Origin of the sequence: Naasia aerilata, from assembly GCF_030296595.1 — a bacterium.
Classification (GTDB): domain Bacteria; phylum Actinomycetota; class Actinomycetes; order Actinomycetales; family Microbacteriaceae; genus Naasia; species Naasia aerilata.
The window spans coordinates 1,703,700-1,719,281 of sequence record NZ_AP027731.1; the positions used below are offsets into that span (position 1 = coordinate 1,703,700).

The window sequence follows — 15,582 nt, forward strand, 5'->3', positions numbered from 1 at the left end:
CCGGCTCCTCGTTCTGCGGCGGGCGCTCGCTACGCCGCGGCGGCGAGCTCTGCGGCCTCGCGGCGCGTGATCAGCCGCTCGTGCACCAAGTCCGAATCGATGACCTGCGCCTGCAGGAAACGCGTGAATGCCTTGCTCAAAATCCTCATGATCTCTTCTTCCCCCGCAGACGAGTATGCGGACCCCCTCCGACACCGGGAGTCCCCAGTCCGTGGGGAGACGCCGCCCGGATCCGCGGAAAGTCGCGGAATCGGGCCCGAGCGCGCACCCGTCTTGGGGGTAGAGGTCAGAGCGGCGGGTCGAGATGACGCAGGGCGTCGTCCATCTTCCGCGCCATCTCGGCGTAGCCGTCGTCGTTCGGGTGGAGGCCGTCGTTCGCCATCCACTCGGGGTGGCCCTCGATCCAGTGCGAGGCATCCGGGATGTAATCCGCGCCGATCGCTGCCGCTGCGTCCTTCACCCAGCCGATGATGGTGGCCACGGACGCCGGGCGCTCGTCGGTGTACCAGAAGGGCTCCACCACGACGATGCGGGCATCCGGAAGGCCCTCGGAGATGCGGGTGGAGTCGGCCGTGATCTGCGCGCGGATGCGGTCAGGATCGGCGTCATAGCTGAAGTTGTCGTTGAGGCCCATCGTGATGAAGAGGATGTCCGGCTTCTTCGCCAGGACGAGCGACGGCAGATCGCCACTGCCTTCGCCGAAGGCGGTGCGGTGGTTCACGAAGCCCAGGCCGTTGACGCTCGGGTTGTACTCGCGCCAGCCGCGCTCGCGGCAGATCACCGTAGACCAGCGCTTCGCCGGGTCGCTGGCACCCGTGCCGAGCGTGTAGGAGTCGCCGTAGAACGCGACGAGCGGGCCGCTTCCCTCCGACGCGGCGGGGGAGGGTGCGGCGGCAGCGCAGCCGGCGAGTCCCAGGGCGGCGCCGAGGGCGGTGGCGGAGAGGAGGAGTCGGCGCAGCATGCCTGGAGTTCGGAGCCGCGAGCCCTCAGGGGCACGCCGCGCTGCCGCGGGTGCCGCGGGCGCGTCAGGATCGGCAGCGGGAGGCACGTGTCCATACGGCCCGCGTGAGCGTGAAGCAGTACGTTCCGGCCCGGTGTGCGCGGTACACCGCACACTTCGGGCCGGAACGTGCACTCCCGGCGCGGTCAGACGAAGGCGGCCTTGCCGGTGATCGCTCGACCCACGATGAGGGTGTTCATCTCGCGCGTGCCCTCGTAGGAGTAGATCGCCTCCGCGTCGGCCATGTGCCGGGCGACGCCGTAGTCAAGCAGGATGCCGTTGCCGCCAAGGGCCTCGCGGCACCAGCCGACCGTCTCGCGCATCCGCTCGGTCGCGAACAGCTTCGCGAGCGCGGCGTGCTCGTCCTTCTGCTTGCCCGTATCGAGCAGCTGGGAGACGCGAACCACCATGCCCATCGAGGCGGTGATGTTGCCGAGGCTGCGGACCAGGAGGTTCTGCACGAGCTGGTGCGACGCGATCGGCTTGCCGAACTGGACGCGCTCGCCGGTGTACTTGACGGCCGCCTCGTAGGCGCCGATCGCGTTGCCGACCGCCGCCCACGCCACCTCGGCGCGGGTGAGGCGCAGGACGGTCGCCGTGTCGCGGAAGCTGTTCGCGTTCTGCAGGCGGTTGCTCTCCGGCACGCGCACGTTGTCGAGCGTGATGTCGGCGTTCTGCACGATCCGCAGGCTCTGCTTGTTCTCGATCTTGGTGGCCGTGTAGCCGGGGGTGGAGGTGGGGACGATGAAGCCCTTCACCTGGCCGTCCTCCGCGCTCTTCGCCCAGATGATGGTGATGTCGCTGAAGGTGGCGTTGCCGATCCAGCGCTTGGAGCCGTTGAGGACCCAGTCGTCGCCGTCGCGAGTCGCGACCGTGCGCAGACCCTGCGCCGAGTCCGAGCCGGACAGCGGCTCGGTGAGACCGAACGCGCCGATCACGTCGGCGGCCGCCATCTTCGGCAGCCACTCGCGGCGCTGGGTCTCGTCGCCGCCCACGCTGATGGCGCCCATCGCCAGGCCGTTCTGGACGCCGACGAAGGTCGCGATGGAGGCGTCGACGCGAGCGAGCTCGAGCGCGACGAACCCGCGGAACACCGCCGAGTTCTCGTACGGACGGGTCTCGGCCCACGGCATCGCGAACAGCTTGAGGTCCGCGAGCGGCTTCATGACCTGGGTGGGGAACTCGGCGCGCGTCCAGTAGTCGTCGACGAGCGGCCGGACCTCGCGCTCCAGGTAGTCCCGCAGGTCGGCGAGGACCTGCTTCTCGCGGTCCTCGAGGAGGTCCTCGTAGCCGTAGAAGTCGCTGGTGAGCCGCGTGAACGTGGCGGGGGCGAGCGTCGTGTCGAGAGTCATTCTGTGCTCCATTGCGGTGGGGTGCCGAGGCGAAACCGGATCGAGGCTAGTCGCGGGCTCAGAACGGGGCAAAAGCGGTTGGTAGTTTGATGCAAGCGAAGAAGCGAGGACCGATCCGTGTTTGTAGGCATCACCAACACCCCTCAGTCGTACGCCTGGGGATCGACGAGTGCCATCGCCGAGATCCTCGGCCGGGCGCCGTCCGGCGGCCCCGAGGCCGAGCTCTGGCTCGGGGATCACCCGCTGTCGCCGTCCGTGGTCACGGAGCCCGCGCTCGTGGGCGGGCACCGCACCCTCGACCGGTTTATTGCCGCGGATCCGGCTCGCGCCCTCGGGGCGAACCGGCGTTCGGACACCCTCCCGTTCCTCCTCAAGGTGCTCGCCGCCAATGAGCCGCTGTCGATCCAGGCCCACCCGTCGATCGAGCAGGCGCAGGAGGGCTTCGCGCGGGAGAACGCGTCCGGCGTCGCCCTCGACGCGCCGCACCGCCTGTACAAGGACGAGCGCGCCAAGCCGGAGCTCACGCACGCCCTGAGCGAGACGTTCGAGGTGCTCGCCGGGTTCCGTGAGGTCGCCGAGACGCGGCTGATGCTGAACGAGCTGCAGGCGATCGCGACGGCGATGGGCCCCGAGGACGCGGGTCCGATCCGGGACCTGTGCGCGCTCGTCGACGACGACCGCGCGAGCGCGCTGAAGAACATCGTCGCCTTCGCGCTGGGGGATCGCCGGAGGCGGATCGCACGGTGACGGCGCTCGGCCGAGTCGCGCGCTCGGCGCCATCGTCCTCGAGCTTCCGCCGCGAGTACGAGACTCTCGCCGAGCTCGCGGACCGGCACCCCGGCGACCCCGGCATCCTCGTCGCGCTCCTGCTCAACCGCGTCAGCGTGATGCAGGGGCAGGCGATCTACCTGCCGTCCGGCAACGTGCACGCCTACCTGCGCGGCCTTGCGATCGAGATCATGGCCGCCTCCGACAACGTCATGCGCGGCGGTCTGACCACGAAGCACGTGGACACCGAGGAGCTGCAGAAGGTAGTGCTCTTCGAGCCGGTGCCCGCGCCTCTGATCCGCGCCGAGGATGGCGGCCCTGGCGTCGAGCTGTACCGCCCGGACGTGCCCGACTTCCTGCTCGCCCGTGTGGCTGTCGGAGAGGCGGGTGCGGTGCACGGCTACACGACCACCGGCCCCGACGTCGCGACGCTCACGCTGACCGGGCCCGCGATCGTTCTGTCACTCGGGGAGCTCGTCGTCCGCGGGGCCTTCTCGGAGCGCGCCGTCGGCCGAGGAGAGGCGATCTTCGTGACGCCCGACGAGCAGCGCCTCGAGTTCTCCGGATCTGCGGTCGCGTTCGTCGCCACCACGAACGACTGAGCACCCGCCGTCGGGGCCGCCCTACGGCTGAGTCGCCTCGCCCGCGCGGTCGGCGTTCTGCGCGGATCAGGCAATCGCCCTCAGGAGACGGCATGTCTTCCTGAACCGCGTGCGAAAACGGCCGATCGTCCTGATCCGCGCAAAATCTCCTGATCCGCGCAACTCGCGGAACCGGGTGCATGGGCGGGCGAAGGGGCAGAACAGGCAGGATGGGCGAGACCCGCGCGCCGAGGGAACCCCGATGGTACGAGTGCGCCGACGGGGAGCCCCGGTGGTGCGGGCGGCGCCGCCAGGGGACCCCGGTGACGCCCTGTCGGCGCCACCGGGCTGAGGAGGCTCAGCCGGCGGACCTCCCGTTCCGCCGGCCGAGTTCTACTGGACCGGGCGGGCGGTCAGGTTGTCCCAGTTGATCGTCACCGGCGACGGGGTGGATCCCGAGCTGTAGTACGAGTACAGCCCGATGGATCCCGCACCGCGCAACGCGGTGGTGGCGGCGGTGTCGGTCGCGGTCAGCGTCCAGGCCGCCGGCTCCGCGGTCCCGGTCCGCCACACCTTCGCCTGAACGGTCGGGGTGGTGGTGCCGAAGACCTGAATCCGGAAGGACAGGGAGTCGCTGGCACCGAACGTCAGGCCAGCGACGGTGCCGGAGCGCAGCGTCGTCAGCGTTGTGCCGTTCACCCGCTGCAGCTGCAGCGCGACCACTCCGCTCGCCGTCACGGTGACGCGCGGCCGGTAGGACTCCGTGCCGACGCGGCGACCGTAGCCACCGACGTAGACCGTGCCGCTCGTCGGCCGCGCGAACGCCGCGCTGAAGGTGAGATCGGTGCTCGCGGACGAGGCCCCCACGAGGTAAGCGTTGCGCTCGGACCCTGCCGGATCGGTGAACTTGCCCGTCCCGCCGTTCACTGCGTAGTTGGACGTCGTGCTGGACACCGTCCACGCGCCGCCCGTCTGCGCCGTGCCGAACCCGTTGGTCGAGGTGCGCTCGAACGTGTCGGCCGCGAAGGCGGCACCCGCGGGCGGCGTCGACGTGACGGTGACCGGGTTGGTGACCGTGCCGGTGGCGCCCTGGTTGTCGGTGACCGTGAGCGTCACCTGGTAGGTGCCGGCGGTGGCGTAGGCGTGGCTGGTGGTCGCGCCCGTGCCGGTCGTGCCGTCGCCGAACTGCCAGGCGTAGGTGGCGATGCTGCCGCCCGGGTCGCTCGAGGTCGATCCGTTGAGGCTCGCGGTGAGGCCGTTCACGGTGCTGGTGAACGCCGCGGTCGGCGGGGTGTTCGCCGGTGGGGTGGCGCTGACGGCGACCTGGTGGGACACCGTGCCGGTGGCGCCGCCGTTGTCCGTCACGGTGAGGGTCACCGTGTAGGTGCCGGCCGTGGCGTAGGTGTGGGTCGCTGTCGCGCCGGTGCCGGCAGCGGTGTTGTCGCCCCAGTTCCAGGAGTACCCCGCGATCGTGCCGTCCGAGTCCGTTGAGCCGGACCCGTTCACATTCGCGGTGAGGGCGTTCGTGGTGGACGAGAACGCCGCGGTGGGCGCCGCGTTGGTCGGGGTGCCGCCGCCGGCACCGGTCACCGACAGGTTGTCCCAGCTGACGACGTTCGGGCTGGGGGCGCCTCCGCTGCTCGTGTACGCGTAGAGGCCCACCGAGCCCGCGGCCTGGAGGGCTGCGGTGGTGTCCGTGGTGGTGAGCGTCCAGTTGAACGGCTCCTCCGTGCCGGACTTCCAGACCTTCGCCTGGATGGTCGTCGGCGAGGTTCCGGTCACCTGAACCCGGAGCTGCAGCGTGTCACCGTTGTTGAAGGTGAGCCCGCTCACTGTGCCGGTCCGCAGAGTGGTCGTGCCGTGCTGGAGCTGCAGGACCACCGCACCGCTGGTGCTCACGCTCGCGCGCGCCCGGTAGTAGTCGGAGCCGACGCGGCGGCCGTAGGCGCCGACGTAGACCGTGCTCGCGGTGGGCCGGGTCAGCGCCACGCTGACCCGCAGGTCGGAGCTGTTCGAGGACACCGAGTTGAGGTACGCGTTCCGCTCCGAGCCGGCGGCCGTGGAGAAGCGGCCGGTGCCGTTCGCGACCGAGTAGTTCGACGCGGTGCCCGAGACCGTCCAGGCGCCGCCGGTCTCGGCGGTGCCGAAGCTGCCCGTCGAGGTGCGGCCGAAGGTGTCCGCCGCGAGCGTCCCGGCCGGGGAGGCGTGGTGCCTCCCGTCACGGTGACCTGCTGGGTCGTGGAACCCGTCGCGCCGCCGTTGTCCGTGACGGTGAGCGTGACCGTGTAGGTCCCCGCCGCTGCGTAGGTGTGCGTCGCGGTCGCGCCGGTTCCGGCGGCGGTGCCGTCGCCCCAGTTCCACGAGAAGCCCGTGACCGTTCCGTTGCTGTCGCTCGACGCGGACCCGTTGACGCTCACGCCGAGCCCGTTCACCGTGCTGGTGAACGACGCGGTCGGCGCCGGGTTGGACGGGGTCCCGCCTCCCGTGTTCGCAAAGCCGGGCGTGCCTCCCGTCGTCGACGTCGCGCGCCAGTTGGCCGGGTCGGAGTTGTCGGCGGTGGGCGAGACGAGCTCGAGCGACGGGCCGGTGCCGTTCGCAGCCGCGGGCCAGGGGTCGGTGTTGCCGTAGGTCACGGTGTCGACCGTGCGCGTGCCCTCCTTGAGGGTGATCTCCTCGCCGTCGCTCGACAGCCCCCGTCGAACTCGCCGCCGACGAGGCGGTTGGCTGTCGGGTAGGCGGCGCGGAACGCGACGTCGTCGGCGACGAAGAGGATGCGGCCCCCGCCGGGAGAACGGTGCCGGCCTGGATCGTCAGATCGATGCCGCCGCTCAGCGTCCAGCCGGAGATGTCGACCGCGGTGCTGCCGGGGTTCGCGAGCTCGACCCAGTCGTCACCGGTGTTCGCGGCCTTGTACTGGATCTCGTTGATCACGACGTTCGCGCTCGCCGACTGCGAGGTCGGCACGAGAGCCGGGGTGTTGTTCGCAATCGCGTTGCGGCGGTCGGCGAGGCCGGTGATGAACCGGCTCCGTGCGCCGGACTGGGCAGTGGAGCCCCACATGGCGCGGTCGAGCGTCCAGTCCGACGTGGTCGGGCCGGCGATCGCGTCCCACTGCGCCTCGTACTGACCCGGCGTCAGGAACTGGTCCGCCAGCGTCCGGAGCCGCCGATAGAACATCTCCTTGAACTCGGGGTAGGCGAGCATCGCCTGCGTGAAGTTGTTGGAGGTGTCCGGCGTCAGGAAGAGGCCCTTGTCGTCAGTCGTGGGGTTGCCGAACGTCAGGTCGAGGTCCCAGTGCCACATCTCCCAGCGGCCGGTGCCCTCGGTGTCGCGGGCCAGCCACCAGTTGTGCCAGCCGCTGTCCTGGTGGCGGATGAGCGAGTTGATCGCCATGTAGTTGATGAGCTCGGGCACATTGACGTTCTGGTAGATCCAGGCCTGCTGCGCGGCCGACGGGTTGGCGTCCACCGTGTTGCTCAAGGTCCAGACGTCGGTGTAGTCCTCGTCCTCGCGGGTCTTCTTGTCGAGCCAGGCGTTGGCCTGCAGCACCGCCTGGGAGGAGGTGCGGCCCACCGAGCCGCCGTCGCCCTTGTAGATGGCCCAGTCGTCGACGCCCTGGTCATCGCGCCAGGTGCCGTCCTCCGTCTCCATGATGCGGCCGAGGCTCCAGAACTGGCCGTTGCGCTGGGTGCGGACCGGGATGATCGTGAGGCTGCGGGCTCCCGCCTTCTCGACCGTGTCCCACGCGATGTCGGCGTTCGCGGTCACGAGGTTCTGGAGGGCGAACTCGTCGAGCGCGTACGGCAGCTTGCCGCCCATGTCCCACTCGTAGCCCTTGGGCAGCTCGACCTTCCAGTTGTTCTTGTTGGCCTGGCGGGAGACGCCGCCACGGATGTTCATGAGGACGTTGTCGTAGACCTGGCCGTTGTAGGACCAGACGGCGGCGCCCTGGACGTCGTCCTCACGGTGGTTGGCCCGGAGGTCGTTGTAGACGGAGTCCTCCATGAACCACTCGATGACGGGCAACTGCGTGCTGACGCTCGGGTTCAGGACCACGACGCCGCGGTACTTCGCCGTGTCTCCGGCCGCAGGCTCCGAGAAGCCGACGCCCGCCTTGGTGCCGTCGATCCGGTAGCGGATCAGGGAGCCCTGCGCCTGACCGGGGATGCTCGCCGCGTAGACGCCGTCGTTGGCGCCGCCGGGGCTCGCGAGGTCGTCGAGGAACGGCACCGCGACGTCGGCGCCGAACAGGATCTTGTAGGTGAGGGTCGCGCTCGCGCCCTTGGGAAGGGTGGCGGTGATCTGCACCGGCTGGTCAGGGTTCGGGCGGGCCGGGGTGGCGGTCACGCCGGTGATGGTCGGCGCGGGCGCGGTGCCCTCGATGGAGTTGGTGCCGCCGGGCGTGCCGCCATTGCCCGTGCTCGGGCCCCAGCTCTCGGCAAGGGTGTTGTCCGAGAAGAGGTCGCGCAGCTCGAGGGAGGGGCCGGTGCCGTCCGGGGCGCCCGGCCACGGGGCGGTGTCGGCGTAGGTGACCTTGTCGATCGTCGTGGCCGCCGCATCCACGAGGGTGATCGGCTCGGTGCTGTTCTTGAGCTTCTCGCCGGCCGTCCAGACGTAGTCCGGTGCCGTCCCGTAGATGCTCGAGAACATGGCGGAGTCCTGGGCCACCACGATGCGGTCGTCGCCCGCAAGGACGGTGCCGGCCGGGAAGGTGAACAGCACGCCCTCCGTGAAGGACCAGCCCGACAGGTCGATGGGAGCGGCTGACGAGTTCGCCAGCTCGATGAAGTCGCCGAGATCATCGACGGCCGTCGTGCCGATCGTGTTCGGCGCGTGGTAGTTGATCTCGGAGATCACCACCCCGCCCGGGTCCGCGAACGCGGGTGCCGCGCCGGCGACGACGAGGCCGCCGGCCGCGAGGAGAGAATCGAGATCGCCGACGCAGCGCGCCGACCGGGTCCTGCCGCCATTGGGAGGTCCTTCGGAGAATGCGAGGGCGCGGCGGTGGGTAGCCGACGGTGCCCGCACCGTTCGGGTAAGCGGCGCGGGGCGACCATATCAGCGCCTCGGAGCCCACCGCTAGAGCAGTTGGGCGGCCGGGACGCCCCCGGACCGAAGAGCGACACGCCCCCGCGCGCACGGCATCCCCGGAGGCGCCGGATGGCGCTCCGGGGATGTCCCGGGGGCGTGGTCGGCCGGGCCTTCGCTCGGCCGGCGCTGCTCTACTGGACCGGGCGCGCGGTCAGGTTGTCCCAGCTGACGACCACCGGTGACGGGGTCGAGCCCGAGCTGTAGTAGGAGTACAGCCCGATCGAGCCCGCGCCGCGGAGGGCGGTGGTGGCCGCCGTGTCCGTGGTGGTCAGCGTCCACGCCGTCGGCTCCGCGGCCCCGGTGCGCCAGACCTTCGCCTGCACTGTCGGGGTGGTGGTGCCGAACACCTGGATCCGGAAGTTCAGCGAGTCGCTGGCTCCGAAGGTCAGGCCCGACACCGTGCCGGAGCGCAGCGTCGTGAGGGTGGTGCCGTTCGCCCGCTGCAGCTGCAGCGTGACGACACCGCTCGCCGTCACGGTGACGCGCGGCCGGTAGGACTCCGTGCCGACGCGGCGGCCGTAGGCGCCGACGTAGACGGTGCCCGAGGTCGGCCGGTTGAACGCGGCGCTGAAGGTCAGATCCGTGCTCGTCGAGCTCACGGCGTTGAGGTACGCGTTGCGCTCGGAGCCCGCCGCGTCCGTGAACTTGCCCGTGCCGTTGTTCACGGCGTAGTTGGACGCCGTGCCTGCGACAGTCCACGCTCCGCCCGTCTCAGCGGTGCCGAGGCTGCCCGTCGAGGTCCGGCCGAACGTGTCGGCCGCGAAGGCGGCGCCTGCGGGCGGCGTGGACGTGACGGTGACCGGGTTGGTGACCGTGCCGGTGGCGCCCTGGTTGTCGGTGACCGTGAGCGTCACCTGGTAGGTGCCGGCGGTGGCGTAGGCGTGGCTGGTGGTCGCGCCCGTGCCGGTGGTCCCGTCGCCGAACTGCCAGGCGTAGGCGGCGATGCTGCCGCCCGGGTCGCTCGAGGTCGATCCGTTGAGGCTCGCGGTGAGGCCGTTCACGGTGCTGGTGAAGGCCGCGGTCGGCGGGGTGTTCGCCGGCGGGGTGGCGCTGACGGCGACCTGGTGGGACACCGTGCCGGTGGCGCCGCCGTTGTCCGTCACCGTGAGGGTCACGGTGTACGTGCCGGCCGCCGCGTAGGTGTGGGTCGCCGTCGCGCCGGCGCCGGCGGCGGTGTTGTCGCCCCAGTTCCAGGAGTAGGCGGCGATCGTGCCGTCCGAGTCCGTGGAGCCCGCGCCGTTCACGTTCGCCGTGAGGGCGTTCGTGGTGGACGAGAACGCAGCGGTGGGAGCGGCGTTCGTCGGGGTGCCCCCGCCGGCGCCGGTCACGGTCAGGTTGTCGAAGCTGACGACCGCCGGTGAGGGCGTCGAGCCCGAGCTGTAGTAGGAGTACAGCCCGACCGAGCCCGCGCCCTTCAGCGCCGTGGTGGCCGCCGTGTCCGTCGACGTGAGGGTCCAAGCGGTGGGCTCGGCGGTTCCGGTGCGCCAGACCTTCGCCTGGACGGTGGGAGTCGCGGTGCCGGTGACCTGCATCCGGAAGCTCAGCGAGTCGCTGGCGCCGAACGTCAGGCCGGCAACCGTGCCGGAGCGCAGCGTGGTGAGCGTGGTGCCGTTGACCCGCTGCAGCAGCGTGACCACGCCGCCGGAGGTGACGGTGACGCGCGGCCGGTACGACTCGGTGCCGACGCGGCGGCCGTAGGCCCCGACGTAGACGGTGCCCGAGGTCGGCCGGTTGAACGCGGCGCTGAAGGTCAGGTCCGTGCTCGTGGAGGACACGGCGTTCAGGTACGCGTTGCGCTCGGAGCCCGCTGCGGTCGTGAACTTGCCGGTGCCGCCGTTGACGGCGTAGTTGGACGCGGTGCCCGCGACGGTCCAGGCTCCGCCGGTGTCGGCCGTGCCGAAGCCATTCGTCGCCGTCCGCCCGAATGTGTCCGCAGCAAGGGTGCCGGCCGGGGGCGGCGTGGTGCCGCTGCTGACCGTGACCGCCCGCGTGGTAGAGCCGGTCGCTCCGCCGTTGTCGGTCACCGTCAGCGTGATGGTGTAGTCGCCTGCCGTGGCGTAGGTGTGGGAGGCGGTGACCCCAGAGCTCGCCGCGGTGCCGTCACCCCAGTTCCACGAGTAGGCGGTGACCGATCCGTTGGCGTCCGTCGAGGCGGACCCGTTGACGCTCACGGCGAGACCGTTGGGTGTCGCGGTGAACGAGGCGGTCGGCGCCGGGTTGGCCGGCGTCGACGCGGTGTTCGCGAGACCGGGCGTGCCGCGGGTGGTGGACGTCGCCGTCCAGTTCGCCGGGTCCGCGTTGTCGGCACTGACGCTCTTGAGCTCGAGCGAGGCGCCGTTCGCCGGGACCGGCCAGGCGTCGTCCACGCCGTCGCCGTAGGTCACGGCGTCGACCGTGCGGCCGCCGTCGGTCAGCGTGAGGGTCTCGCCGGAGCCGCTGAGCCCGCCGCCGAACTCGCCGCCGACGAGGCGGTTGTTGTCCGGGTACGCCGCCTGGAAGGCCACGTCGTCCTCCACGAAGAGGATGCGCCCACCCGCCGGGAGAACGGTGCCCGCCTGCACCGTGAGGTCGATGCCGTCGGCGATCTTCCAGCCGGAGATGTCGACCGCGGTGCTGCCCGGGTTCGCCAGCTCGATCCAGTCGCCGCCCGCACCGGAGCCGTTGTACTGGATCTCGTTGATCACCACGTTCGCATTCGCGGACTGCGCCGCCGGGACCTGGCTGCTGCCGAGGATCGTGCTGCGCCGCTCGTTGAGTGCGTTGTTGTAGCTCGTGTTCGACACCCCGCCGACGCCCCACTTGTCGCTGTCGAGCTCCCATTCCTGCTGGGTGCGCGCGGTGATCGCGCTCCACTGGTTCTCGAGCAGCGGCGCCGGCAGGAACTGGTCGGCCAGCGTCCGCAGACGCCGGAAGAACATCTCCCTGAACTCGGGGTAGGCGAGCATGGCCTGGGTGAAGTTGTTGCTCGTGTCCGGCGTCAGGAACGGGCCTGTGTCACCGGGGGTGATGCGCCCAAGGGTGAGGTCGAGGTCCCAGTGCCACATCTCCCAGCGCTGGGTGCCCTCGGTGTCGCGCGCGAGCCACCAGTTGTGCACACCGGTGTCCGAGTTGCGGAGCAGTGAGTTGATCGCCATGTAGTTGATCAGCTCGGGGACGTTGACGTTGCGGTAGATCCACGCCTGCTGCGCGGCCGACGCGTCGGCGTCGACGTTGTTGCTCAGCGTCCAGACGTCGGTGTAGTCCTCGTCCTCACGCGTCTTCTTGTCGAGCCACTCGTTCGCCTGCAGGACCGTCGGGGACGAGGTGCGGCCGACGGAGCCGCCGTCGCCCTTGTAGATCGCCCAGTCGTCGACGCCCTGGTCCTTGCGCCAGGAGCCGTCCTCGGTCTCCATGATGCGGCCGAGCTCCTCGAACTGCCCGTTGCGCTGCGTGCGAACCGGGATGATGTTGAGCCCGCGCGCCCCTGCGGCCTTCACGGTCGCCCAGGCGATGTCGGGCTGGTTGTACTGGTAGTTCTGCAGGGCGAACTCGTCGAGGGGGTAGGGCAGCTGCCCGCCGAGGTCGAAGGTGTGCCCCTTCGGCAGCTCGACCTTCCAGTTGACCTTGTTCGCCTCGCGGGAGATGCCGCCGCGGATGTTCATCAGCGCGTTGTCGATGACCTGGCCGTTGTAGGTCCAGACCGCCGGGCCCTGCACGTCGTCCTCGCGGTGGTTGGCGCGGAGGTCGTTGTAGACCGAGTCCTCCATGAAGTACTCGATGGTCGGCAGTTGCGTGGTGTAGCTCGAGTCCTTCACCACGACGCCGAGGAAGTTGATGGTGTCGTCGGAGGCGGGCGCCGTGAACGTGACACCGCCGCGCGTCGCGTCGATCCGGTACCTCACGAGGCTCCCGGCGGACTGCCCCGGGATCGAGGCGCCGTAGACGCCGTCGCTGGCCGCGCCGCTGCCGGCGTCGGTGAACGGCACGGTCACGTTCGCGCCGAACATGACCTTGTAGGTCAGCGTCGCGGAGGAGTTCTTGGGCAGCGTCGCCGTGACGGTGATCGCCTGGCTCGGCGCGGGCCGGGCGGGGTTCGCCGTCACGCCGGTGATCGACGGGGGAACCGGCTGACCCTCGATGGAGTTCGTCGCCTTGGGCGTGCCGCCGTTGACGGTGCTCGCGTCCCAGCTCTCGGCGAGCGTGTTGTCGGAGAGCAGGTCACGGAGCTCGAGGCTCTTGCCGTCGCCGTCCGGGGCCACGGGCCAGCCGAGGGCCGGGTCGTCGTCGTACAGGACGCTGTCGACGACGGTTCCGCCGGTGGCTGCCGTCGACAGGGTGAGGGTCTCGCCGCCGTTCGAGAGGTTGCCGCCGTAGAGGAAGTCGGGGGCGAAGCCGTGCAGCGAGGAGAAGTTGGCCGCGTCCTTCGCCGCGACGAAGCGGGCGTTGGCGGCGAGCACCGTGCCGGCGGGGAAGGTGCCGGTGACGCCGGAGGTGAGGGTCCACCCCGACATGTCGATCGGGGAGCCCGAGGTGTTCACGAGCTCGAGGAAGTCGCCGAGGTCGTCGAGGGGGTGACCCCGTCGGCGGCGAAGTTGGGCGCGTGGTAGTTGATCTCGGAGATCACGACGCCGCCGGGCTCGGCGGAGGCGGGGGAGGCGGCCACGAAGACGAGGCCGGCGCCGAGAAGAGAGGTGATGGTGACTGCGGAAACCGCGCGGCGGCTTCGTCCTACCGACATGGGAGGTCCTCGGGTACAGGTGAGGGCGCACGGTGGGTAGCCGATAGTGCCCGCGCCGTTCGGGTAGACGGCGCGGCGTGACCATATCAGGGGGCGCGGCACCCCCGCCACTGTTTTCTGAGAAAAGCCTGCAAGGCACCGACCCGGGAGGAGCCGAGCGCTCCGCGGCCGGATTACGGAGCTGCCGTCGCGAGGAGGTCGTCGAACGAGATGGCGAGGCTCGCAGGGTTCGCGCCGCTGCTGTAGTAGTCGTACAGGCCGATGTGTCCGGCGGTCTGCAGCGCCGACGTGCTGTCGGTCGTGGTCGCCTGCCAGGCGGATGGCTCCGCCGTGCCCTTCTTCCAGACCTTCGCCCGGATCGTCGTGGGCGAGGTGCCCGTGACCTGGACCCGCACCTGGAGCGGCTCGCCGCTCGCCACGCTGAGGCCCGGCACCGTCGCCGTGGTCAGCCCGGTCGTTCCGCGGCGGAGCTGCAACTGCACCGCGCCGTTGGTGCTGACGACGGCTCGCCCGAGGTAGTAGGCGGATCCCACCCGGCGTCCGACGGCGCCGACGTACACGCTGCCGCTCGCAGGCCGGGGGAACGAGACGGTGACGAGCACGTCGGTCGCCGACGACGAGACGCCGGTCAGATAGCCGAACCGCTCCGATCCCGACGGCGTCGTGAGGCGCGCGGCGCTGCCGTCGACTGCGTAGTTTCCGGCGGTGCTCGGCGTCGTCCATGCGCCGCCGACCTCCGCAGCGCCCCAGCCGCCCGCGACGGTCCTGGCGAAGCCGTCCTGGGCGAGGGTGGACGGCGGGGGAGGGTGGCGGCGGAGTGCTGTCGTCCGTGACCACCACCGACTGCGTGATGGCCGCCGTGGCCCCGTCGTCGTCGGTGACGCTGAGCGTGACGGGGTACACGCCGGCCGCCGCATACTCGTGTGTCGCCATCACGCCGGTTCCCGTGCCGCCGTCCCCGAAGTCCCAGCTGTACCCCGTCACGGTGCCGTCGCCGTCGCGCGAGCCCGACCCGTCGACGGTGGCGGTCAGTCCTGCCGCGGAGCTCGTGAACGCCGCCGAAGGGGCAGTGTTCGCGGGCGGCGGCGGGGGAGTCGCGCCGAACTTCACCCGCTGCCAGGAGAGCACCGCCGACGTGTCCACGACCGTGAACTTGGTCCACTCGCTCGTCCCGCCCTGGATCGTGATGCGCGAAAGATTCGGCACCGCGGCGGTGGCGTAGTAGCTCTGCCAGCTGGACGACGTGAGCGGCTTGTCGCTCTTGTAGGAGTGGGTGTCGCCGTTGATGAGGAACACGGGCTTCCCGAACGCGCGGCTGTCCGCGGCGATGGCCTGCACGATGGCCTGGAACGCCGACTTGTAGGTCGAGCTCTGCCCCGAGATGAACATGTCCGCCTGGGTGATGAGCACGACGGCCCGGCTCCCTGACGAGCCCGCCTGGGCGAAGGTGTCGTGGATCAGCTGGACGTCCGCGCCGACCCTGGCCTGCTCCTCGGCTCGCTGCGCCGTGCCCACCGAGGTGCTGCCGCTCCAGACCGCGAGGTCGTTCAGAGAGCCGACGGCATGCACCGCGGCGAAGCTGAGACCCGCCTGGTCGAAGCGCACGTTCTCCGGGTAGCCCGCCTGCGCGGCCACCGCGATGGGCGCCTGGCCGAGCGAGGTCCCGGGCTGCGGGAAGAACACCGCGCGGACGGCGGCGAGCCGGTCGAGCGGGTTTCCGGCGCCCGTGGCCGCGCGGGAGCAGTCGGTCCACTCGTTGTCGCCCGGGGTGTAGACCATCGGATCGAGGAAGCGGTCGAACAGCGCCTTGATGGCGCTGTAGTACGAGGTCGAGCAGTTGAGGGGGCTCGAGATGTCCCCCAGGTGGCTCACCAGCTGCACGTTCGGGTCGGCGTTGATCTGGTCGATGAGGCTCGGGAACTGGCTCGTCTGGGTCGTGCCGTAGGGGACATCCCCGATGACGGTGAAGGCGAACGGATCCGCCGCGGAGGCGGGCGGGGCGGCCCCGAGAGCGGCGGCCGCCGCTGCGAGGGAGGCTGTCAGGGCGAGCGCACGCCGGAAGGGGGCCATCGG

At 70.7% G+C, this 15,582-nt stretch carries 8 protein-coding genes and 1 pseudogene; 2 read left to right on the top strand and 7 right to left on the bottom strand.

What is annotated here, in order from left to right:
- Positions 1 to 286: 286 nt before the first annotated feature.
- The gene (locus QUE51_RS09080) at positions 287 to 961 is read right to left on the bottom strand and encodes an SGNH/GDSL hydrolase family protein (RefSeq protein ID WP_286276077.1); all 675 of its coding nucleotides are present in this window, start codon (positions 959 to 961) and stop codon (positions 287 to 289) included.
- A gap of 185 nt (positions 962 to 1,146) precedes the next feature.
- Positions 1,147 to 2,352, bottom strand: coding sequence for an acyl-CoA dehydrogenase family protein (locus tag QUE51_RS09085; RefSeq protein WP_286276078.1), 1,206 nt, complete (start codon positions 2,350 to 2,352; stop codon positions 1,147 to 1,149).
- A 117-nt stretch (positions 2,353 to 2,469) separates the two neighbouring features.
- Between QUE51_RS09085 and QUE51_RS09090 the strand changes: the two genes are divergently transcribed.
- Together QUE51_RS09090 and QUE51_RS09095 are read left to right on the top strand one after the other, a co-directional pair.
- The gene (locus tag QUE51_RS09090; protein WP_286276079.1) at positions 2,470 to 3,099 is read left to right on the top strand and encodes a type I phosphomannose isomerase catalytic subunit; all 630 of its coding nucleotides are present in this window, start codon (positions 2,470 to 2,472) and stop codon (positions 3,097 to 3,099) included.
- Complete coding sequence (locus QUE51_RS09095; RefSeq protein ID WP_286276080.1) at positions 3,096 to 3,722, top strand: hypothetical protein; 627 nt, start codon at positions 3,096 to 3,098, stop codon at positions 3,720 to 3,722. Before QUE51_RS09090 ends, QUE51_RS09095 begins: the two co-directional genes overlap by 4 nt.
- 372 nt (positions 3,723 to 4,094) lie before the next feature.
- Here QUE51_RS09095 and QUE51_RS18015 read toward each other — a convergent pair whose 3' ends face one another.
- From QUE51_RS18015 to QUE51_RS09110, 5 genes and pseudogenes are all read right to left on the bottom strand, one after another.
- Positions 4,095 to 5,723, bottom strand: a complete 1,629-nt coding sequence (locus QUE51_RS18015) for a PKD domain-containing protein (RefSeq protein ID WP_350226769.1) — start codon at positions 5,721 to 5,723, stop codon at positions 4,095 to 4,097.
- Positions 5,681 to 6,334 carry a PKD domain-containing protein gene (locus QUE51_RS18020; protein WP_350226770.1) on the bottom strand — a complete coding sequence of 218 codons (654 nt, stop codon included), beginning with the start codon at positions 6,332 to 6,334 and terminating at the stop codon, positions 5,681 to 5,683. Before QUE51_RS18020 ends, QUE51_RS18015 begins: the two co-directional genes overlap by 43 nt.
- Positions 6,335 to 6,485: 151 nt before the next feature.
- Positions 6,486 to 8,729 (bottom strand): annotated as a pseudogene (locus QUE51_RS18025) (lamin tail domain-containing protein); the annotation flags it as partial.
- A 194-nt stretch (positions 8,730 to 8,923) separates the two neighbouring features.
- The gene (locus tag QUE51_RS09105; protein WP_286276082.1) at positions 8,924 to 13,309 is read right to left on the bottom strand and encodes a PKD domain-containing protein; all 4,386 of its coding nucleotides are present in this window, start codon (positions 13,307 to 13,309) and stop codon (positions 8,924 to 8,926) included.
- Positions 13,306 to 15,579 carry a PKD domain-containing protein gene (locus QUE51_RS09110; RefSeq protein WP_286276083.1) on the bottom strand — a complete coding sequence of 758 codons (2,274 nt, stop codon included), beginning with the start codon at positions 15,577 to 15,579 and terminating at the stop codon, positions 13,306 to 13,308. The genes QUE51_RS09105 and QUE51_RS09110 overlap by 4 nt, the downstream gene beginning before the upstream one ends.
- Between the last annotated feature and the right edge of the window lie 3 nt (positions 15,580 to 15,582).

Excerpts from the sequence above, each read along its gene's own strand:
- QUE51_RS09080 (WP_286276077.1), bottom strand. The coding sequence starts at position 961 with ATGCTGCGCCGACTCCTCCTCTCCGCCACCGCCCTCGGCGCCGCCCTG.
- QUE51_RS09085 (WP_286276078.1), bottom strand. The coding sequence starts at position 2,352 with ATGACTCTCGACACGACGCTCGCCCCCGCCACGTTCACGCGGCTCACC.
- QUE51_RS09110 (WP_286276083.1), bottom strand. The coding sequence starts at position 15,579 with ATGGCCCCCTTCCGGCGTGCGCTCGCCCTGACAGCCTCCCTCGCAGCG.